The 20,547-nt window shown below is 49.5% G+C and carries 14 protein-coding genes; 7 read left to right on the forward strand and 7 right to left on the reverse strand.

From position 1 onward, the window contains the following. Positions 1-83: 83 nt before the first annotated feature. Entirely contained in the window at positions 84-731 is a 648-nt protein-coding gene (locus H6F68_RS21320; protein ID WP_313930206.1) for a DUF1294 domain-containing protein, read from the reverse strand. Between the two features lie 267 nt (positions 732-998). Next, positions 999-1,958, reverse strand: coding sequence for a tRNA (adenosine(37)-N6)-dimethylallyltransferase MiaA (gene miaA, locus H6F68_RS21325; RefSeq protein ID WP_399314770.1), 960 nt, complete (start codon positions 1,956-1,958; stop codon positions 999-1,001). A 119-nt stretch (positions 1,959-2,077) separates the two neighbouring features. On the opposite strand from miaA, the gene gyrB reads away from it, so the two are divergent. Further along, positions 2,078-4,018, forward strand: coding sequence for a DNA topoisomerase (ATP-hydrolyzing) subunit B (gene gyrB, locus H6F68_RS21330; RefSeq protein ID WP_190553367.1), 1,941 nt, complete (start codon positions 2,078-2,080; stop codon positions 4,016-4,018). Between the two features lie 304 nt (positions 4,019-4,322). On the opposite strand, the gene H6F68_RS21335 is transcribed toward gyrB, so the two are convergent. The 3 genes from H6F68_RS21335 to H6F68_RS21345 all read right to left on the reverse strand — a co-directional run bounded on the left by H6F68_RS21335 (position 4,323) and on the right by H6F68_RS21345 (position 6,579). Continuing rightward, complete coding sequence (locus H6F68_RS21335) at positions 4,323-4,598, reverse strand: GlsB/YeaQ/YmgE family stress response membrane protein (protein WP_190440964.1); 276 nt, start codon at positions 4,596-4,598, stop codon at positions 4,323-4,325. A 205-nt stretch (positions 4,599-4,803) separates the two neighbouring features. After that, positions 4,804-5,247, reverse strand: a complete 444-nt coding sequence (locus tag H6F68_RS21340; RefSeq protein ID WP_190553368.1) for a secondary thiamine-phosphate synthase enzyme YjbQ — start codon at positions 5,245-5,247, stop codon at positions 4,804-4,806. Positions 5,248-5,412: 165 nt separating this feature from the next. Continuing rightward, positions 5,413-6,579, reverse strand: a complete 1,167-nt coding sequence (locus H6F68_RS21345) for a pyridoxal phosphate-dependent aminotransferase (RefSeq protein WP_190562087.1) — start codon at positions 6,577-6,579, stop codon at positions 5,413-5,415. A gap of 318 nt (positions 6,580-6,897) precedes the next feature. Between H6F68_RS21345 and treZ the strand changes: the two genes are divergently transcribed. From treZ to H6F68_RS21370, 5 genes are all read left to right on the forward strand, one after another. Continuing rightward, complete coding sequence (gene treZ / locus H6F68_RS21350; protein ID WP_190562089.1) at positions 6,898-8,715, forward strand: malto-oligosyltrehalose trehalohydrolase; 1,818 nt, start codon at positions 6,898-6,900, stop codon at positions 8,713-8,715. 105 nt (positions 8,716-8,820) lie between these two features. Continuing rightward, complete coding sequence (gene treY / locus H6F68_RS21355; protein ID WP_190562091.1) at positions 8,821-11,610, forward strand: malto-oligosyltrehalose synthase; 2,790 nt, start codon at positions 8,821-8,823, stop codon at positions 11,608-11,610. 463 nt (positions 11,611-12,073) lie between these two features. Continuing rightward, positions 12,074-12,817, forward strand: a complete 744-nt coding sequence (locus tag H6F68_RS21360) for a heme oxygenase (biliverdin-producing) (RefSeq protein WP_190553372.1) — start codon at positions 12,074-12,076, stop codon at positions 12,815-12,817. Between the two features lie 258 nt (positions 12,818-13,075). Beyond that, positions 13,076-14,146 (forward strand): cobalamin biosynthesis protein CobW, encoded by a 1,071-nt coding sequence (gene cobW, locus H6F68_RS21365; RefSeq protein ID WP_190440948.1) that lies wholly within the window; start codon positions 13,076-13,078, stop codon positions 14,144-14,146. A 72-nt stretch (positions 14,147-14,218) separates the two neighbouring features. Then, on the forward strand, positions 14,219-15,391 hold the full coding sequence (locus tag H6F68_RS21370; RefSeq protein ID WP_313930207.1) for a carbonate dehydratase: 1,173 nt from the start codon (positions 14,219-14,221) through the stop codon (positions 15,389-15,391). 45 nt (positions 15,392-15,436) lie between these two features. On the opposite strand, the gene H6F68_RS21375 is transcribed toward H6F68_RS21370, so the two are convergent. Beyond that, entirely contained in the window at positions 15,437-15,778 is a 342-nt protein-coding gene (locus H6F68_RS21375; protein ID WP_190562093.1) for a Mo-dependent nitrogenase C-terminal domain-containing protein, read from the reverse strand. A gap of 331 nt (positions 15,779-16,109) precedes the next feature. On the opposite strand from H6F68_RS21375, the gene H6F68_RS21380 reads away from it, so the two are divergent. Next, a complete protein-coding gene (locus H6F68_RS21380) occupies positions 16,110-16,655 on the forward strand; it encodes a hypothetical protein (protein WP_190562095.1) in 546 nt (181 codons plus the stop codon). 173 nt (positions 16,656-16,828) lie between these two features. Here the strand turns inward: H6F68_RS21380 and mfd are convergent, their stop codons facing one another. Beyond that, positions 16,829-20,386, reverse strand: coding sequence for a transcription-repair coupling factor (mfd, locus tag H6F68_RS21385; RefSeq protein ID WP_190562097.1), 3,558 nt, complete (start codon positions 20,384-20,386; stop codon positions 16,829-16,831). Between the last annotated feature and the right edge of the window lie 161 nt (positions 20,387-20,547).

A 20,547-nucleotide genomic window follows, 5' to 3' on the forward strand; every position in this document is an offset into this window, starting at 1 on the left:
TAATGAATTAGAACGCTGAGCAGTTTTAGCTAGGGACGTGTGGTGAGGCGATCGCTCCCGTTCTCAATTGGCTTTCGAGTCAACTATTTACTGAAGCTACTACTTAAATACAAATTGACTAATGATTCACCAAAAAACCAGTATAACCAGAAACATAGATGAACCGCAGTGATGGCGCAAAAGGTAGATTGATAGGAAGCTTTAATATTTTTGTGACGCAACTTCCGCTGAGCAATGAATGCTCCCAACCATCCGCCCATCAATTCACACAGGTGTAAAGTCTTTTCCGGTATTCGCCATCGCCCTTGTTGGGCACGAGATTTGTCATCGGCATATAGAGCAAAGGTGATTCCACTCATGAGTGGGTAAAGAATTAGCGGGATTGGGTTAGCGGTTTGCAGCATGAAGTGAATCGATCCCAGTCCAGGTAGCAAAGATAACAGAAACATTTGTAAGGCCAGGGACGAAGACCAGCGAGTTAGCTTTGGCGTCGTCTTTACCTTTGTCGTAGAAACTGAGGAGGGGGGTGATTGCTTGGGCGCTACTCCTTGAATAGAAGCATGTGAAGCACGGGCTTTTCCGTTTTGCTCAACGCTGAGCTGATAGTAAATGACATCCCCTACTTGAGGTCGGTGGCTGGGGTCTTTCAAGGCAGTGATATGTAGGAAAACCTGCTTGTCACTATCACTTGCTTGGATGAAGCCAAAGCCACGATCATCCTTCCATGTCACTAACTGACCTTTACGCAAAACGGGTTTCATTAATTAACAGCAAATATATAACTGCTTGTAATGTGCTCATCTTTCAGGTGCGATCGCCACCTCAAAATTCCAGACATAAGAGGCGTAGGATGTGTGAGCCTTGAGTCACGCACCAAATCTTTGCAACTCATGCGTTACGGCTGCGCCTAATACACGCTACGTTTTGGCTTGGCTTAAGTTGAGAATATTTAGTACAATTGAACTGTAGAGTTGATAGTTTTGGCTGGGCTGAGAAGGCTATGGAGCAGCGATCGCGGTTGCTGATCTCTCCCAAAATTGCTGCCCTCGCTGCCAAACCTGTTCTACCAAATCGGGTGCATCAGAATCGAACCAGGTAATGGTGGGGTCAGCGTGAAACCAGGTGCGTTGACGCTTGGCGAACTGTCGAGTATGCAACACCGTTAAATCTCGCGCTGCTGAAAGTGAGATTTCTCCTGCCAAATACTGCTTGATCTCTTGGTAGCCCAGAGTATTGAGCAAAGGTATGTCGGGGCCGTATTTATTGCACAAGGTTGCCACCTCATCGACAAAGCCAGCGGTGAGCATTTGATCAGTACGCTGCTCAATCCGACGAGTCAGGCGATCGCCCTCGGCATCTAGCCCAATCTGCAAGATCGGGTAACTGGGCGGATTTTCACCTTGTTGGGCGGATATGGCTCGGCCTGTGGTGTAAAACACTTCTAGCGCCCGCAACGTCCGCACTTGGTCATTGGCGTGAATTCGGGCTGCTGAAGCAGGATCAACTTGCTGTAGGAAGCTGTAGATCTGGCGCTGACCCAACCCCTGAAGCTGCGATCGCAATTCTGGTTGCGGCGGTACGCGAGGAATAATCAACCCTTGCACCACGGAGCGAATGTAGAGCCCGGTGCCACCGACAAGAAAAGGGATAGGAAGAGACCTGTGAAACTGAGCAATCAAGCCCTGGGCCTGTTCTTGGTAGTCTGCCAGGGTTAAGGTTTCAGTTGGGGCACAAATGTCTATTAAATAGTGGGGAATTTGTTGTTGCTCAGCTATGGTGGGTTTGGCGGTGCCAATGTCGAATTCCCGGTAGACCTGGCGGGAGTCAGCACTCAGGATAGCTGCTGATTCTAAGCGTCGGGCTAGGGCGATCGCCAGCCCCGATTTACCTGAGGCAGTAGGGCCACAAATCACAACTAAACTAGGTACCTGTATCGCCTTTTGATCCATCCCTACCATAAAGCTCGCTGGAAACGCCTCTAAAATCGCTTATAACCCTTTTGTGCTATAATTTTGATAGATTTTGGTGTCTTGAGGCTTGATCGAGCTTCAGACCTAATTATTGGAGCGCTTCATTCATGACAAGCAATTACGGTGCCGATCAGATTCAAGTCCTTGAGGGTCTTGAGCCAGTCCGTAAACGACCGGGTATGTATATCGGCAGTACGGGACCGCGAGGACTCCATCATTTAGTTTACGAGGTCGTTGATAATTCTGTTGATGAAGCGCTGGCAGGTTACTGTAAGCACATCCGGATTGATATTAATGCTGACGGCTCAGTCACTGTAGAAGACGATGGCCGAGGCATTCCGACCGACGTTCACCCCCGCACGGGTAAGTCGGCATTAGAGACGGTCATGACCGTACTGCACGCAGGCGGTAAGTTTGGTGGTGGTGGCTATAAGGTCTCTGGCGGCTTACATGGGGTGGGCATTTCAGTTGTGAATGCTCTGTCAGAGTGGGTAGAGGTGGTAGTTCGGCGAGACAAAAAGGTTCACACCCAGCGCTTTGAACGTGGCGTGGCAATGACAGAATTGACTGTCAAGCCTACGTCTGAAGCTCGTACCGGAACAATGGTTAGCTTTAGGCCAGATGAGACCATCTTCACGACTGGCATTGAGTTTGACTACATGACGCTCTCCGGTCGGCTTCGGGAACTGGCCTACCTGAATGCAGGTGTAGAAATTACGTTCACGGACTATCGCCTGGAACTGGTTAAAGGCAATGAACCTCGATCGGAAACCTACTTCTATGAAGGCGGCATCCGGGAATACATCAGCTACATGAACCGGGACAAGCAACCGCTGCATGAAGAGATTATCTATGTGCAAGGCGAGCGCAACAATGTGCAGGTAGAGGTTTCTCTGCAATGGTGTACCGATGCTTATACCGACAGCTTGCTAGGCTTTGCGAACAATATCCGCACCATTGACGGGGGAACTCACCTAGAAGGTCTCAAGGCGGTGCTGACTCGCACGCTAAATAACCTGGCGCGTAAGCGTAACAAGCTGAAGGATAATGACCCCAACCTGGCAGGTGAGAACATCCGGGAAGGTCTAACCGCTGTAATTTCTGTTAAGGTGCCAGACCCAGAGTTTGAAGGCCAAACCAAGACTAAGCTGGGCAATACAGAAGTTCGGGGAATTGTGGACTCTTTGGTCGGAGAAGTTCTGACTGAGTATCTAGAGTTCCGTCCTGGGGTTACGGACAGCATTTTAGAGAAGGCAATTCAGGCGTTCAACGCTGCGGAAGCGGCTCGTCGGGCTAGGGAACTCGTGCGGCGGAAGTCGGTGCTGGAGTCCTCGACGCTGCCCGGTAAGCTAGCGGATTGCAGTTCTCGTGATCCTAGCGAATCTGAGATCTTTATTGTGGAAGGGGACTCTGCGGGTGGTTCTGCTAAGCAGGGACGCGATCGCCGTTTCCAAGCGATTCTGCCGTTGCGAGGCAAGATCCTCAACATTGAGAAAACCGATGATGCCAAGATCTACAAGAACACTGAGATTCAGGCATTAATTACGGCGCTGGGTCTGGGAATTAAGGGCGAAGAATTTGATTCCTCTCAACTGCGCTACCACCGCATCGTGATTATGACGGACGCGGACGTCGATGGTGCACACATCCGGACGCTGTTGCTCACCTTCTTCTACCGCTATCAGCGATCGCTCGTGGAGCAAGGGTTCATCTATATTGCTTGCCCTCCCCTCTACAAAGTGGAACGGGGTCGTAGCCACTACTACTGCTATAGCGATCGCGAGATGACTAACCTAGTACAGCATGAGTTTCCCGCGAATGCTAATTACACGATCCAGCGGTTTAAGGGTTTGGGTGAAATGATGCCGACCCAGCTTTGGGAAACCACCATGAACCCAGAAAGCCGTACCTTGAAGCGTGTGGAGATCGAAGATGCGGCTGAAGCTGACCGGATCTTTACGGTTCTGATGGGCGATCGCGTGGCACCTCGTCGGGAATTTATCGAGACCTATGGGCCAAAGCTCAACCTGATCGACTTAGATATCTAGGTAAGTATTAGTTATCTTTTGGCAGAGGTGGAGAGGTAACTCATTGGCTTACCCCTAATCATTAGTTAGAGAGATTGACTTAACCAACGACGGACGAACAGTCTGACTCAAATGGTCTAACTTGTAAGAGAACCTAAAGGTTCCAAGCTATTAATGTTCATTCTCTTGTAGCTTCTACCGTGCTTTAAGTCGATAGAAGCTACATTTCTTATAAGCCTCTAGACAACAAAAAGCCTCTGTGTTTAACAGAGGCTTTTTGCTTAGGAAGGGTTGAAAAAAACTATTTCTTTTGAAGCTTTACAGCTTAGTGAACACTACGACGGCTGGTAACAGCGTAGTAGATGAACAGAGCGACGATTGCACCCAAGACGGAAACGAGGATACCACCAATGCTTAGGCCAGCCGCACCCAAGGCTAACGTGCCTGTGGTCAAGAAGCTGTAGAGGGTTCCACCCAGAAAAGCACCGATAATTCCTAACAGCATGGTGCCAAGAATACCGCCACCTTGACGACCAGGGTAAATAGCTTTTGCGATAGCACCTGCAATCAAACCTAATACGATCCAAGCCAAAATATTCATTGTTATTTCCTCAAAATCAATAAACTAAATATTCAACAACCGCACAAAGTGTTCTAAATTTCGCGATGCGCGTTCTTTAATGTATATAGATTAGCGAGTTACTCAGGGTTGGAGGCACTACCGGAAGAGGGAAACCCCTTCATGCTTGAGTAATAGTCTTAAATTTTTTAAGCTCTACCCATACATAGAGTGGATTGAAGAATATTTAGGCTTCGCCCGAGATCTGGCATAAGACTGTGCGATCGCGAGGACCGTCTAACTCGAACAATAGTATTGATTGGTAAGTTCCTAAAGCTAGTTCGCCGTTGATCACTGGAATTACTTCACTCGTGCTTAGGGTTATTGCCATGAGGTGGGAGTGAGCGTTCATGGGTTCGTCTTCGGGAATGTTGGGTCTGAGGTGCAGATCATTATGTAAGTAGCGATCGCTTTCGGGTGCTAGTTTTTCAAGATATTTTTTGATGTCTTGCAGGAGTCGTTCTTCGTGTTCGTTGATGGCTAAAGCGGTGGTGGTGTGGCGGGAGAACACGAGTACCTGCCCGTTTTGAATGGAACTTGTAGCAAGTACTGTTTCGATTTGTGGGGTAATGTTGTGGATATTGATGCCTTGGCTGGTTTTTATTTCGATTAGTTTGTGGACGATTGGCATTTTTCTGGTTGGGTTTAACTGTTTTGTGGAAGACTCTTGGGGGCACTCACCCCCAAACCCCCGCTGAAGGATTTGCGTCCTCCAGACCTCCTCCAGCGGTAACCTTGGGTTGCTCAGTTTTGCTCTAGGTGTTGAGACATTTATAGAGGTAGCTATAGAGGCAGCTTAGGACAAAATGCTTTGCAAACCTTTTACTAGCCGCTCGATCCCTGCGGTGGCTGTCTCTTTTTGCAAGGCTCCATAACCTATGCGGAGGTAACATCCTTCTGTCATGCCGAAGGTGTCTCCTGGTAGGACGGCTACTCGATGTTCGCGAATGAGGCGTTCGATTAATTGCATTGCTGGTAGGTCTGTATGGACTTTGAGGAAGCAGTAGAAGGCTCCTTCTGTCGGTGCAACGGTACACAGGTGATCCAAATGCTGGAGTTCGCTGAGAACTAGGTGGCGGACTTCGGCGATCGCGTGCAAATGCTCTCGGCAGTAGGCAATTCCTGTCTGTAAGGCTCCGACAGCAGCGTACTGGGAGATGACGGGGGGACAAATCAGGATGGTGTCCTGCACCTTTTTTACAGCTACGGAAAGTGATGCTGGGATCACCATGTAGCCGATGCGCCAACTGGCAAAGCCATAAGCCTTAGAGAGGCTGAAGAGAGAAATTGTGTAGGGATCGCTGCCTGCAAAGGAACCTGGAGAGATGTGCGGCACACCGTTGTAGGTGAAGTATTCGTAAGCTTCGTCGCTGATGTGATAAATACCGCGATCGCGACAGAGCTGATTCACTGCTTGTAAAGCCGCTTTGGGGTACACGACACCTGTCGGATTGTTGGGGGAAATGGTGACGACTGCACGAGTGCGTTCTGTAATCGCTTGAGCGATCGCTTCTGGACGCAATTGGTAATTCTCATCGGTGGGTACAAAGACAGGGCGGCACCCAGCGATCGTAATTGCCATGTCGTGGTTGAAGTAGTAGGGTGTTTGCAAAATAACTTCATCGCCTAGGGAAGTAATGGCGAGAAGGGCATGCATAAATGCCATATTGCTACCCGCTGTCACCACCACAGCGTTTTGCTCGTTGATCTCAATGCTATTAAAGGTGCGAAGCTTAGCCGCGATCGCCTCTAGTAACGGTGGGATTCCCTCGTTTGCTTTATATAAATGATTTGTTGGGTCAGCTAGAAACTGAGGTATCTGCGCGATCGCTTCCGGTGGAGGCCCATAGTAAACCACTCCTTGCCCTAAAGAAATCGTGCCAGGATATTGACGAATCAGTTCCCCCACAATCGGAATGATGGGAGACTGGACTGCCTGCATACGAGAGATCAAATTTTCCATGCAAATATGAGCGGATATGAGCAAATATGGTGCGATCGCTGGCTTCAATTGTCTCTTAAAAACCTTTTGCAGGGGTCTGGGGGATGCAATCGTGCCTCAGCAGGGGTTTGGACAGGTGCTTCCAAGTCTTTGGTTCTCGTCTCCAAAGTGGCAACCATCACAACTAGAAGATCTCTCTTTCGGCACTAGCCTCAATAGTTTCCCTCCCAGCACAATTCCTAGTTGAGCCAGCTTTATTAATGTTTTTATTCATCTGCGATCGCACAGCTCTAATCAGCAGTGCGCTAGTTTTTAACGTTTTCAGGGAGGACATTGAGCGTGAGACTTGGGGCGCAATATCTAGGGAATGGTCAATGTGAATTTATCTTGTGGGCACCTACTGCCGCTACCGTCTCCTTGCAACTACTGGCTCCTAATCAACAGCAAATTGCGATGGAGCAGCAGGAAAGCGGGTATTGGGGTGTAGTAGTCTCTGACGTGCAGCCAGGCACTCTTTATCAGTACCAATTAAATGACGGCGAAACTCGCCCTGATCCTGCTTCAAATTTACAACCGCAAGGTGTACATGGTCCTTCGCAAGTTGTTGATCCCCAGTTTAATTGGAGCGATCGCAACTGGAGCGGTGTCCCCTTAGAGGCAATGATCCTCTACGAATTGCATGTCGGCACCTTTACCCGGGAAGGCACGTTTGAAGCCGCCATCTCCCGATTGCCCGATTTGAAAGATCTGGGGATCAATGCGATCGAGATCATGCCAGTGGCGCAGTTCCCAGGCGATCGCAACTGGGGGTACGACGGAGTTTATCCTTTTGCCGTCCAAGACTCTTACGGTGGACCAGAAGGCTTAAAAAAACTAGTCGATGCCTGCCATCAGCAAGGGTTAGCAGTCGTGCTGGACGTGGTTTACAACCACTTTGGCCCAGAAGGTAACTATCTCAGCCACTTTGGTCCTTACTTTACGAACACCTACCGGACCCCCTGGGGCAGCGCCATTAATTTCGATGACGCTTATAGCCCTGGAGTTCGCAATTATTTCATTGAAAACACCTTGTATTGGCTGCGAGATTATCACATTGATGCCTTGCGCCTGGATGCTGTCCATGCCATCTACGATCTTGGTGCCAAGCATTTTCTCCAAGAACTAGGCGAGAATGTGGCAACTCTATCCGAGCAAGTGGGTCGCGAGCTATATCTGATTGCCGAAAGTGACCTTAACGATCCCCGTGTGATTCGTTCGGTGGAGCAGGGAGGATATGGTCTGGATGCTCAGTGGAGTGATGACTTTCACCATGCTCTCCATGCATTAGTGAGCAGCGATCGCCAAGGCTATTACCAAGACTACGGTGAATGTGAGCAACTAGCCAAAGCTTATAGTGATACCTTTGTCTACGACTGGAAGTACTCACCCCATCGCCACCGCTTTCATGGCAATGTCGTCACCGATCGCCCCTGCTCGCAGTTCGTGATTTGCAGCCAAAACCACGACCAGATTGGCAACCGCATGTTGGGTGAACGGCTCTCCCACATGATCCCCTACGAAGCGGCTAAACTGACGGCGGCGGCGGTTCTACTATCTCCTTACATTCCGTTGCTGTTTATGGGCGAGGAATATGACGAACCAGCTCCTTTTGTTTACTTCGTCAGCCACTCCGATCCGGATTTGATCAAAGCGGTACGGGAAGGCCGTAAGCAGGAATTTGCCGCTTTCCACTGCGAAGGCGAACCCGACGACCCAGAAGCTCCGGAAACTTTTAACAAGTGCAAGCTGAACTGGGAAAAGCGCCACGAAGGCAAAAACAAAACCATGTTGGATTGGTACAAACATTTGATCCAACTGCGGAAAACCATTCCTGCTCTGACTCAGCTCAGCCGCGATCGCCTCAGTGCTACCAGTGCTGAAACCTTGGTCGTGCTACGACGCTGGAGCGAAACTGAGCAAATTGCGATCTTAATGAACTTCAGCGACCAGCCTATTACTTCCCAACCAGAGATCCCAACTGCTGAGTGGCACAAAATCCTCGACTCAGCCGATTCAAAATGGCAAGGCTCTGCTGCTTCTGCCTCCGATGCTTTAGCATCTCAGCAATCCGTGACATTGCAACCGTGGAATTGTGTGGTTTACCAAGCGATCGCCTGATGTAACTGCCTCTCCTGCTTTTGCATTTTCATCCTTCATCCCCCCTCCTCCATCTCTCCCTTGCTTCTCCCTCATTCCCCCTGACTCAGGAGCCAAATTTTTCCTATGAGGATTCCTCGCGCTACATATCGCATCCAGTTCAACTCCGCCTTCGGTTTTGAGGATGCTCAAAAGATTGCTTCCTACCTCGCTCATTTGGGTATTTCTGACCTGTATGCTTCTCCTATTTTCAAGGCTAGGGCTGGTAGCACTCACGGCTATGATGTGGTTGATCCCAGCCAACTGAATCCAGAGCTAGGTTCCTCTGATGCTTTTGAATCTCTGGTGCAGGAACTGCAATCTCATCAGATGGGTTGGTTGCAAGACATTGTGCCCAACCACATGGCCTATGACAGCGAAAACCAGTACCTGATGGATGTGCTGGAAAATGGTCCTAGCTCTGACTATGTCGAGTATTTTGATATTGCTTGGAATGCTCCCTTTGCCAATAGTGAGGATCGAATTCTTGCACCTTTGTTAGGCGATTTTTATGGGCGTTGCCTAGAGAACGGGCAGATTCAACTAGACTACGATGAAACAGGACTGAGTGTTAATTATTACAGCCTGAAGCTACCGCTTAAATTAGAGTCTTATGCACAATTTCTGACTCAAAATTTAGGGCAATTAGCTAGAACTTTAGGTAGGCATAATCCTGATTTCGTTAAATTGCTTGGCATTCTTTACTTGGTCAAGAGCGTTCCTTCAGAAGTGACTGGGAAGCAACGACAAGACCAAATTGCTTTCGTTAAAGGATTGCTTTGGGAGCTATACACCAGTAATGAAGAAGTCAAAGCTTTTATTGAACAAAATATTCAGACCTTTAATGGAGAAACAGGCAATCCAGAGAGTTTTAACCTACTAGATAGTTTGCTGTCTGACCAGTTCTTTCGGCTTTCTTTCTGGAAAGTAGGGGCGGAAGAAATTAATTACCGTCGCTTCTTTACCGTCAATGAATTAATTTCCGTTAAAGTCGAAGAACTGAAGGTTTTTAACAATACTCATAACCTTATTTTCAAGTTAGTAGAATCGGGTAAGTTTACTGGATTAAGAATTGACCATATTGATGGTCTTTATAATCCAATCCAGTATTTAGAGCGTCTGCGCGAAAAAACAGGTGATACTTATATCACTGTGGAAAAAATCCTAGAAGCAGGAGAAGATTTACCCAGCAATTGGCCGATTGAGGGTACTTCTGGCTATGACTACTTGAACTATGTCAATGGCATCTTCTGTCGAGTTGATAATGAGCAGCGATTTGATGAGATCTATACGAAACTAACTCGTACTAGAGCTGGTTATGGTGAGTTGGTAAATCAAAATAAACGGCTAATTCTGGAGAAGAATTTAGCTGGGGATATTGAGAACCTAACTTATTTGCTCAAAAACATATCTAGTAAGTATCGCTACGGCAACGATTTTACGATCAATGGTTTGAAGCGAGCGCTGGCGGAAGTGTTGACCATCTTCCCGATTTACCGCACCTACATCACGCAGGAAGGCTTACCTGAGCGCGATCGCGGCTACATCACAGAGGTAATTGATAGCGCCAAGGAACGGGTGCCTCTGCTCCAAAATGAGCTGAACTTCATTGAGAAACTGCTGCTCCTAGAATATGACGACTCTCTCACTCAAGCCGAGAGAGACTACTGGCTCTACTTCGTCATGCGATTGCAGCAGTACACCGGACCTCTGATGGCTAAGGGGGTCGAGGACACTACCCTCTATGTTTATAACCGTTTGCTATCCCTCAACGAAGTCGGCGGTGACCCTAGCCACTTTGGGTTATCTCTTGACGCTTTCCATGAGTTCAATCACAAACGGCAGACCGATTGGCCTTACGCTATGAGCGCCACCGCGACTCATGACACCAAGCGTGGGGAAGATGTCCGGGCTCGGCTCAATGTCCTCTCCGAAATCCCAGATGAGTGGGAGCAACAAGTCAGCACTTGGAGCCAAATTAATCGCTCTCAGAAGGTGCGTCGGCAGCGCGAAATCATGCCTGATGAGAATGATGAATACTTCTTTTACCAAACCGTGGTTGGGGCGTTTCCTTTCCAGGATGGTGAATTTGAGCAGTTCGTCGGGCGAGTTAAGGATTATGTGATTAAGGGCGTACGGGAGGCGAAGGTACATACGGCTTGGCTCAGACCGGATGCAGCCTACGAAGATGCCTTTGCTCAGTTTGTGGAATCAGTCTTGCAACCTGGTGGAGATAACCCGTTCCTGAAGGAGTTGCGTCCTTTCCAAGAGCGAGTGGCCTACTATGGCATGTTTAACTCTCTATCACAAACGCTACTGAAGCTGACTTCTCCTGGTATCCCTGACATATACCAAGGCACTGAGTTTTGGGAATTGAGTTTGGTGGACCCTGATAACCGTCGGCCTGTAGATTTTGAGCAGCGTCAGGCTTGTTTAGATGATCTGAAACAGAAGATCGCGAACAATATTCCCGAGCTGATTACTGAACTGCTAGAGACGAAGGAAGATGGCAGAATTAAGCTGTTTTTGACTTTCCAAGGGCTGCAAGCTAGAGCTAAATATAGCGACCTATTCCAAGATGGTGACTATTTGCCACTCCAGGTGTCTGGTAAGTTGCAAGACCATATCATTGCTTTTGCGAGAAGGCAGGGAAATGCAACGGCGATCGCGATCGCGCCTCGGTTCCTCACGAATGTGATTCAACCTGGGGAGTATCCTCTGACTCAACAGGTATGGGAGGATACGGCCATTGAGCTGCCTCAAGGTGCTCCTACTTCTTGGCACAATGCGATTACGGCACAATCGCTGCAAGCTGAGGGAAGGATACTGGTTGGGGAGGCTTTACAGCATTTTCCTGTGGCTTTGTTGTTTGGTTAGAACAGAACCAAGAGCTTGGGGGCACCTGCCCCCAAACCCCCGCTGAGGATGGTTGCGTCCCCCAGACCCCCTCCAAATGAACTTGAATGTAAGGGTTTCGGTTCTTTGGATTCTGGCTGCTAAGTTCTAGCTTCTATCTCTTCCCTTTTCATCCTTCATTTTTCCTATTTCATCCCTTTTACTTCCCTACCGTTCTGCGTGAAAGGATATGTAGCAATGGTTCAGGTTGCTTACATTTATTAATAAATGTAAGTAAAACCTGTGATGTAATGGGTTGAATTCGGGTGAATGTTGGCTTGCTGTGGCTTTTGGTGGTTCTGGCTCAATAGAGCTTCAGAATATTTAACACAAATTCTCATCAAATCGTTTTACTGTAACGATTTAGGTGGCTTTTTAGTTTTTCGTAAGGATTGCCATTCCAGCAAGCAACTTTAGTGTTGGGAAGTTTAGCAGGACATTTAGTATGACCAGTACTGTCGCTACCAATTTAGAGGGCAACGGTAATTTAGCAACAAAACTCCGTGAGGGTACTAAAAAAGCCCATACTATGGCCGAGAATGTCGGCTTTGTGAAGTGCTTTTTGAAGGGAGTGGTTGAGAAAAACTCTTACCGGAAGCTAGTCGCTAACCTCTACTTCGTTTATTCTGCGATCGAAGAAGAGATGGATCGGCTCCAGCACCACCCTATTGTTTCGAAATTTTACTTTCCTCAACTGAACCGTAAGGTCAGTCTGGAGACGGATCTTTACTACTACTACGGTCCTAACTGGCGCGAGGAAGTGGCTCCTTCGGCTGCGGCTCAAGCCTATGTGCAGCGAATTCATGAGATCGCGGCTACTGAGCCTGAGTTGCTAGCGGCGCATTCTTACACCCGTTACCTTGGCGACCTCTCGGGTGGTCAGATCCTCAAGGGCATTGCTCAACGTGCCATGAATCTTGAGAGTAATGGTACTGCGTTCTACGAATTCGAAGATATTGCGGACGAGAAGGCGTTCAAAAACACCTACCGTCAAGCGATGAATGAGTTGCCTGTGGATGAGGCGACTGCGGATCGGATTGTTGAGGAAGCCAATGCAGCTTTCGGCATGAACATGAAGTTGTTCAATGAGCTAGAAGGTAATCTGATCAAGGCGATCGGTGTGATGCTTTTCAACACGCTGACTCGTCGTCGCGGTCGTGGCAGCACCGAAATGGCGACTGCTGAATAAGCTGGCTTTGCTAGAAAGTTAGCTAAGTTTGACGAACGATCCTCTATCTAAAATTTAGTCTCCCTGGTGAGCGAACTTGTAATCCTGGAGGCTTGGTGGTTGTAAAGCAGTCACTGAGCTTGCAGGATTATTAGCTTGAAGGCATCCTGCTTGCAGTGATAACCTGAGCAAGCGGTATTTGGGTAAGCGATCGCCCTTTTCGAGCCTCCCGTTCTCGAGTCTCTTTGAACCGTTTTCAAGCCCTTTTTGAGTTTAGGCATGGCTGCAAAAATTCCTGTTACTGTCATTACTGGCTTCCTTGGCAGTGGTAAAACGACCCTGATTCGACATGTGTTGCAAAACAATCAAGGTCGGCGAATTGCGGTGTTGGTAAATGAGTTTGGCGAGTTGGGCATTGATGGGGATTTGCTGCGCTCTTGCCAAGTGTGTCCAGATGAGTCGGGTGAGGAACAGCCAGTGAGTGCGGTCAACGCCCTTAATATTGTGGAGCTGACGAATGGCTGTCTCTGCTGCACCGTGCAGGAAGAGTTTTTACCGACGATGCTGGAGCTGATTAAGCGGCGAGATGAGCTGGACTGTATTTTGATTGAAACCTCTGGTTTAGCGCTGCCTAAGCCGCTGATTCAAGCGTTTCGTTGGCCCGAAATCCGCAATGCTGCGACGGTAGATGGTGTAGTGACGGTAGTGGATTGCGAAGCGGTGACTCAGGGAACGCTGGCAAGTGACTTGCAGGCCCTAGAAGCACAGCGGCAAGCTGATCCCAATCTAGATCATGAAACACCGTTGCAAGAGTTGTTTGAAGATCAACTCGCCTGTGCTGATCTGGTGGTGCTGAACAAAACGGATTTAGTCGATGCTGAGGCCCAAACTCAAGCCCTAGAACTGATTCAGCAAGAATTGCCCAGAGCGGTGAAGATTGTGGCGAGCGATCGCGGGCAACTCAGTCCAGATGTGTTACTAGGCTTCCAAGCAGCGGTGGAAGACAACCTGGAGGAGCGCCCCAGTCACCACGACACCGAGGAAGAGCATGACCATGATGACGATATCAGCTCAACTCACGTTGTTTTGCACCAAAGCTTTGACCCAGACCAACTACAACGCCAACTAGAAGCTCTGGTGCAAGAGCAAGAAATTTATCGAATTAAGGGATTTGTGGCAGTACCCAACAAGCCAATGCGGTTGGTGCTGCAAGGTGTGGGTAAACGCTTTGAGCGCTTTTACGATCGCCCCTGGCAAGCCGATGAGACTCCAGAGACGCGCCTGGTATTTATTGGTCGTGCGATCGATGCTGCCAAGATTGAGTCGCAATTACTAGCTGCGGCAAACTAAATCAGCAGGAAACCAACCTGAGAGTTAAGCTGTCAGCTAGAAATAGCTAGTATCTCGTTTATTGGTTGCGCTGTGAAATTTGTTTCTATCAATCAACGCTTAAAAAAGCTACCACAGAGTTTTCTAAGCGTTGGCTTTATTTTGGGCATTGTGTTGGTTGCGGCTGTTACCTTGGCTGCAACGCCAAGTTCCTTAACCAGCTTGTTTCGTCCCACCCCAGTGGTGGTCAATTCCAGCTTTATCAGCCCCTTAGTGGAGCTATTTGGCAATGTTGCTGTGGGCAAGCGGGTGTTTGTGGCTGGCAACACCGTTTTAAGGGCCGATCCTGATACGCACATCTGCATTGGCAATGAAACGAATCTCCAAGACAATATCCTCTTCATCGCCCGTCGCCGCATTCCTGCTCCCACTAGTGCCTGTGGCCGTAGATCGAGTAGCGCTGGAAACCAAGTCAGCATTGCTCACCAAGCCAGTATTGAGAATTCCAAAATTGGTAACTTCACCTTCGTCGGTTTCCATGCTCAGTTGAAAAACACCGTTCTAGAAGATGGAGCCTTTGTGCTGCATGGGGCCAAGCTTGCCAACGTGCGAATTGGCAAAAACCGCCTGGTACCCATTGGTGCAGTCGTTACCACGCAAGCTCAAGCAGATGCTTTACCGCTAAAAACAGCAGACAACGCAGAGTTTCAAAAAGAAGTTTTAGAAGTAAACGAGGAGTTTGCGGAGCACTACGGCGAACTCTATCGAGCGCAAGGATTCGATGCCGTCACGGGCATTAGCGCCGCGCCAAAAACCTCCTGGAATCAGCAACCCGTACGACCCACATTAGGCCAGAACGTCCAAATCGACCAATTTGTGCGGATAGTAGGTGACGTGCGTTTGGGTCGTAATAGTGTGGTGGGCCAGCGTACCTCGATTCGAGCCGACGAAGGTTCACCAATCATCATTGGCGAGAATGCCGCGATCGAGGACCGAGTTACCTTTCATGCCCTCAAAAGCACCAGTATCCGAATTGGCAGAAACTTAAATACAGACGACAACGTTGTCTTCCACGGCCCTCTAGAAGTTGGCGATAACCTGGCGATCGCAGACGACGCAATCTTGTTTCGCTCTCAAGTCGGTAACAACGTCACGATCGGCACGGGAGCCATTGTAGTGGGAGTGACGCTACGGGACGGAACCCAGGTGCCGCCGCAAGCTGTGATCACAGCGCAGAATCAAGCAGATGCGTTGAAAACTAATTAAAACTCCTAGAGCAAAGCTAATCAAAACCCTATTTAGCAATAGGGTCTAAGAATAGGCTTGAATGTCCTCACCACACTCGTCTACTAAGTAGCAGAGGGCACGAAATCGGAGGCCCACCAATTCCTCGTATAGAGGATTGAGTTTGCACAGTGGCGGAATGTGAGCCACCTTGCGGCCAAAGAGAGTAATGTCTCTTTCAAAAGGGCATTGAGCAGGAATTGACTTAGCGAGAAAATGAGCTAACTCAGGGGTCTTGATTTCGATGCCATCCAGCCACTGCCGTAAAGGCTTGAGAGCATCAAACTGAGCCTTAAACGTAGATGGGCTTTTGGCGGGAGCCACTGCTGCATGGAACAGGTCGAAACTAACTTGATTTGTTGACGCCATAACATGCGTTCCAAGTAAGAGAGAGTTAGGAATGGCGGCGATGCTCTCAGCAATGCTTTGCGCGATCGCGGGTAGCAGACGCTCTTAACATTCCCATACATAACGATACAAATGCTAGCGAATTGTTCCGTAAAGTGGCAAATATAAACGGGTGATTTTTGATAAATCTCTGATGAAATCTACAAATTTGTAGCAAAAACTACCAGATTTTTTCACGTAGAAACCTGGGCAAACCAAGCTCATCTTTATTAATAGGAAAAACTTTCGTTTTACTGCCCTGAAAAACTAGCCATTCAGTTGAAGTTTATGAACAGCAATCTGACTTTAAATTATGAACGTTCGGTTTTGTAGTCTTGCCTTAGCTGGATTAGTCCTTACAGGTCTACTGGCAGATCCAGCTAGAGCAGGACAACCCGTGCTCAACCAAACCCCTCAAACCATCGAGCGCACCTTTGGTTCCTATCAGACCCGCCTCACCACCCCAGATGGCGTGACCTACACCTATTCTGCAACTCGATTGCATCAACTATTTCCCCAATTTCCCCAAACCGAGTGGTCAATCACCTTCGTCAACAACCGTGCTAAATACATCAACCTGAACGTAGCCGCCAACCCCAACGCCGACGACTTTACCTACGACCAAGCAGAAGCCGCCAAATTTTTTCAATTCGTTTTCTGCTACCAACCCCCTACCTGGCAAGAGCTATCAACCCAATTCACAGGCAACACCACCATCTACGACTACGAATACTGCCTAGGAGACGGGATCGCCACCAGCTTTACCCGCATGGGCTACAAACAATTTGCCGACTTCATTCAGCTCTATTACGACCCCCGGTGTGAGAAGGAAGATGGAAGGATGAAGGAGGAGAAATGAAGGAGGAAAAGGGGGAGCCAAAACCCAGAAGTTAGAAAGCAGAAATCAGGATTAGCGACCAAAGACCCGAAACACCCACACTCAACTTCGTTTGGAGGGAGCCTGAGGGACGCAACCGCCCCTCAGCGGGGGTTTGGGGGCAAGCGCCTCCAAGCTCTTGGTTTTGCCCAGAACTAGACTAAAGCAGGCTCCGGTAAAGCCCCCTGCATCCGTCCCAACCAATCAATCAAATTCGCCAACTGCTGTTCCACACCCAACACCCCTAAACCCCGCACTGTCACCTTACCCGACGTATAGACAAACCGAGATTGCAAGTGATCAGGCAGATTCGCCTTCAGCAAATTCCAGGCAGGCTCCTCCATCGGCGTTTCTAGCACCACATGTTGATTGCCCTCAGGCTTGATGCGAGAGAAACCTAGCTTCTTAGCAGTCTGCTTCAGCTCTACAATCCGAATTAATTGCAGAGCTGCGGGTGGGATCGTGCCATAGCGATCGCTCCATTCTGCTGCTGTTTGCGTCAACTCCGCCTTGGTACTGGCTGAAGCGATCGCGCGATAAGCACTCATCTTCTGATCTAGATCGGGAATGTAATCAGCCGGAATAAAGGCAGTCACGCTGAGATCGATCTGGGTATCGTCCACCTTGGGAATCTCTTGGCCACGAATCTCGCGAATCGATTCCTCCAGCATCTCCATGTAGAGATCGAACCCGATCGCATCCATCTGTCCCGACTGTTCTGCCCCCAGCAGATTCCCCACGCCGCGAATTTCCATGTCCCGCATGGCGAGTTGATAGCCAGAACCGAGCTGGGTAAACTCCTGAATCGCTCGTAAACGCTGACGGGCAGTATCTGAGAGCTGACTTTGTTTGGGATAGAGCAACCAGGCATGAGCTTGAATCCCCGCTCGACCGACGCGACCCCGCAACTGATACAGCTGCGACAAGCCGAAGCGCTGAGCATCCTCAATCAAGATGGTGTTCACGCGTGGAATATCTAAACCCGATTCAATGATTGTGGTGCAAAGGAGAATATCTGCGTCCCCATTGCTGAAGGTGAGCATGGTGGATTCCAGCTCAGCCTCTGGCATTTGGCCATGGGCGATCGCGAGCCTCGCTCCTGGCACCATTTCGCGGATTTTAGCTGAAGTTTCCTCAATCCCCTCTACCCTGGGCACCACATAAAAGATTTGACCGCCGCGATCGAGTTCTTGCCGAATCGCCGATCGTACCGTTTCGGAGTCAAAAGGAGACAAGTGAGTTTTGATCGGACGACGAGAAGGCGGTGGAGTCGTAATCAAACTCATTTCTCGCACACCAGACAGCGCCATATAGAGCGTCCGGGGAATCGGAGTAGCGCTGAGGGTCAGCACATCCACTTGAGTTCTGAGGCTCTTGATTTTCTCCTTTTGGTTCACCCCAAACCGCTGTTCTTCATCCACCACCAACAAGCCCAAATCTCGGAAAGCAACGCCTTTACCCAAAAGTTGATGGGTGCCCACGACAATATCTAGCTCTCCGGTGGTTAAGCGTTGCTGAATTTGGCGGCGTTCCTCAGCGGTGCGGAAGCGATTCAGTAGACCTACTTGAATCGGGTAGGGGGCAAAGCGTTCCTTCAGCGTGTGGTAGTGCTGCTGCGTCAGGATCGTGGTGGGAGCTAGTAGCGCGACTTGTTTACCTGCTGTGACTGCCTTGAAGATGGCCCGGATTGCCACTTCGGTTTTGCCGAAGCCGACATCTCCACAAACCAAGCGATCCATTGGACGGGAATTTTCCATATCCCGTTTGACATCCTGCGTCGCCTTGAGTTGGTCTGGGGTGGGTTGGTAAGGGAAAGAGTCCTCCATCTCCTGCTGCCAAGGCATGTCTGTGGGGTAGGTATAGCCTTGCTGCTGCGATCGCTGGGCGTACAGTTGCAGCAGGTCCACCGCCAACTTCTTGATTGACTTGCGAACCTTGCTTTTGGTCTTCTCCCAAGCCTTGCTGGACATTTTGTTCAGCTCTGGCACCGCATCCCCAGCCCCTCGGAACCGAGACAAGGACCCGACTTGATCTGCTGCCACCCGCAGCAAACCATCGGCATACTGCAACACCAGGTATTCGCGAGTTTCGTGGTTGATCGTCAAGCTTTCTAGTTTGAGAAACTTGCCAACGCCATGACTCTTATGGACGACAAAATCTCCCGGTTGCAGCTTATTCGGGTCAACCTGCTTAGATGCCGCCCGTCGCCGCTTCCGCACATAGCTGGGAGTGGTTAAGGTGTGCTGCCCAAAGAATTCTCGGTCTGTGACCACCACCAAGCGGAAAGTGGGTAAAACAAACCCTTCGATCTCCGCGAGGCCCGAATACTTGACTGCTACAGGCACCCGCTGAATCTGAAGTTTCTCGATCGCAGGATAGTCGCGTGAGTTTGGGACAAACTGCGCCGGACAATCATGCTCCTGTAATAAAGACACCGATCGCGAAGGCTGCGCCGACACCAACCATACCGAAAATCCGCGATCGCGCTCTCCTCGAATCGTCTCCGCCAACTTACCAAACTGGTGCGGAGTGGCATTAACCGGGCGACTGGCAAGATTGAGGGATGGAGCAGCACCTACAACTTCTTCGACCAGTTCTGATAGATAAAGGCGATCGAAACATTCGACTTCGGCGAGTGACTCTTGAAAGGAACGATGGATCTTAGGCAGAAGAGAACTCTCCTCTTCATCCTTCATCCCTCCTCCTTCATCCTTTCCCTTACCTCCTTCATCCCTCCACTGCTCCTCCACATGCTCAAACCAGCGATCGCCGTGAGCTTGACACTGCTCGGGTTCATCGAGAGCGATCAAGGTATTTTCTGGCAAGTAATCAAGGAGAGAAGCTGGCTGATCAAAGGCTAATCCTAGAAATCGGCGTAGACCTGCTAAAGGTTGGTCTTGCTCAAATTTCTCTTGTTCAGCGGGGTTGAGATAGGTTTTTAGCGCTGTTGCCTTCTCGCCTGTAAACGCAGCTCTGACGATCGGGCTAAAACTGGTGGGTGTGAGGACGAGATGATTGATCGAGTCGAGCGATCGCTGAGTGGCAGGATCAAACTCTCGCATTTTGTCCAGCTCATCACCAAACCATTCCAAACGAATCGGGAGTTCGGCAGCAACGGGAAACACATCCACAATGTCTCCTCGGCGGCTCCATTGGCCTTCTGTTTCTACCAGGGAAACGCGCTCGTATCCTAAACGGGTCATTTCACTGCTAAAAGCATTGAGATCAACTTCAGTCCCTCGTTGCAATCTCAGGCAATAGGGGCGGAAGGCATCGATAGGGGGTAAGTGGGGCTGTAAAGCTCTCTCTGTGGCGACGATCGCAGTTCTGCTCGTCTCTGCACCTTGACCATTCCCATTGCTGGTAGCTGCTTGGCTACCTACCAAATCCGCTAAGACTTGCAACTGGCCCCAAGCCATTTCTGACTCCAGGTCAAAGGGTTCGTAGGGAGATCCTTCGGAGGTGGGATAGAAATGAACCGTTTGCCAGCCCATTGCTTCTAGTTGGGCAGTCCAGCGGCCTGCTTCTTCTAGGGTGGCAGTCACTACTAACAAGTTGCGGGGGCCAGCTTGAGCCAGAGCCGATGCTACCAAGCCCTTGGGGATGCGAGACACACCGTTGAGCTTTAGAAGTTGTTGCTGTTTCAGCTTGGCTAATAGCTCGTTAGTGAGGGGCGATCGCCCAAGGGCACGAATAATTGAGGAGAAAGCCATAGATTCTGGAACCGGAGCAGCGAACAGCCAAGAGTGTTTACCTATCTTTATATTGTAGAAGCCTGAGCAGAAGCCGTTGCTTTTCGAGGGCGGAATACCTCTATCAGGGGACATCCGAACTGCTGGATCTCCCCCTCCTGGAGAGGTCAGCTCCTTTTTTA

Origin of the sequence: Trichocoleus sp. FACHB-262 (assembly GCF_014696035.1) — a bacterium.
GTDB lineage: Bacteria > Cyanobacteriota > Cyanobacteriia > FACHB-46 > FACHB-46 > Trichocoleus.

Excerpts from the sequence above, each read along its gene's own strand:
- miaA (WP_399314770.1), bottom strand. The coding sequence starts at position 1,958 with ATGGTAGGGATGGATCAAAAGGCGATACAGGTACCTAGTTTAGTTGTG.
- gyrB (WP_190553367.1), top strand. The coding sequence starts at position 2,078 with ATGACAAGCAATTACGGTGCCGATCAGATTCAAGTCCTTGAGGGTCTT.
- H6F68_RS21335 (WP_190440964.1), bottom strand. The coding sequence starts at position 4,598 with ATGAATATTTTGGCTTGGATCGTATTAGGTTTGATTGCAGGTGCTATC.
- H6F68_RS21340 (WP_190553368.1), bottom strand. The coding sequence starts at position 5,247 with ATGCCAATCGTCCACAAACTAATCGAAATAAAAACCAGCCAAGGCATC.
- H6F68_RS21345 (WP_190562087.1), bottom strand. The coding sequence starts at position 6,579 with ATGGAAAATTTGATCTCTCGTATGCAGGCAGTCCAGTCTCCCATCATT.
- treY (WP_190562091.1), top strand. The coding sequence starts at position 8,821 with ATGAGGATTCCTCGCGCTACATATCGCATCCAGTTCAACTCCGCCTTC.
- H6F68_RS21360 (WP_190553372.1), top strand. The coding sequence starts at position 12,074 with ATGACCAGTACTGTCGCTACCAATTTAGAGGGCAACGGTAATTTAGCA.
- cobW (WP_190440948.1), top strand. The coding sequence starts at position 13,076 with ATGGCTGCAAAAATTCCTGTTACTGTCATTACTGGCTTCCTTGGCAGT.
- H6F68_RS21375 (WP_190562093.1), bottom strand. The coding sequence starts at position 15,778 with ATGGCGTCAACAAATCAAGTTAGTTTCGACCTGTTCCATGCAGCAGTG.
- H6F68_RS21380 (WP_190562095.1), top strand. The coding sequence starts at position 16,110 with ATGAACGTTCGGTTTTGTAGTCTTGCCTTAGCTGGATTAGTCCTTACA.
- mfd (WP_190562097.1), bottom strand. The coding sequence starts at position 20,386 with ATGGCTTTCTCCTCAATTATTCGTGCCCTTGGGCGATCGCCCCTCACT.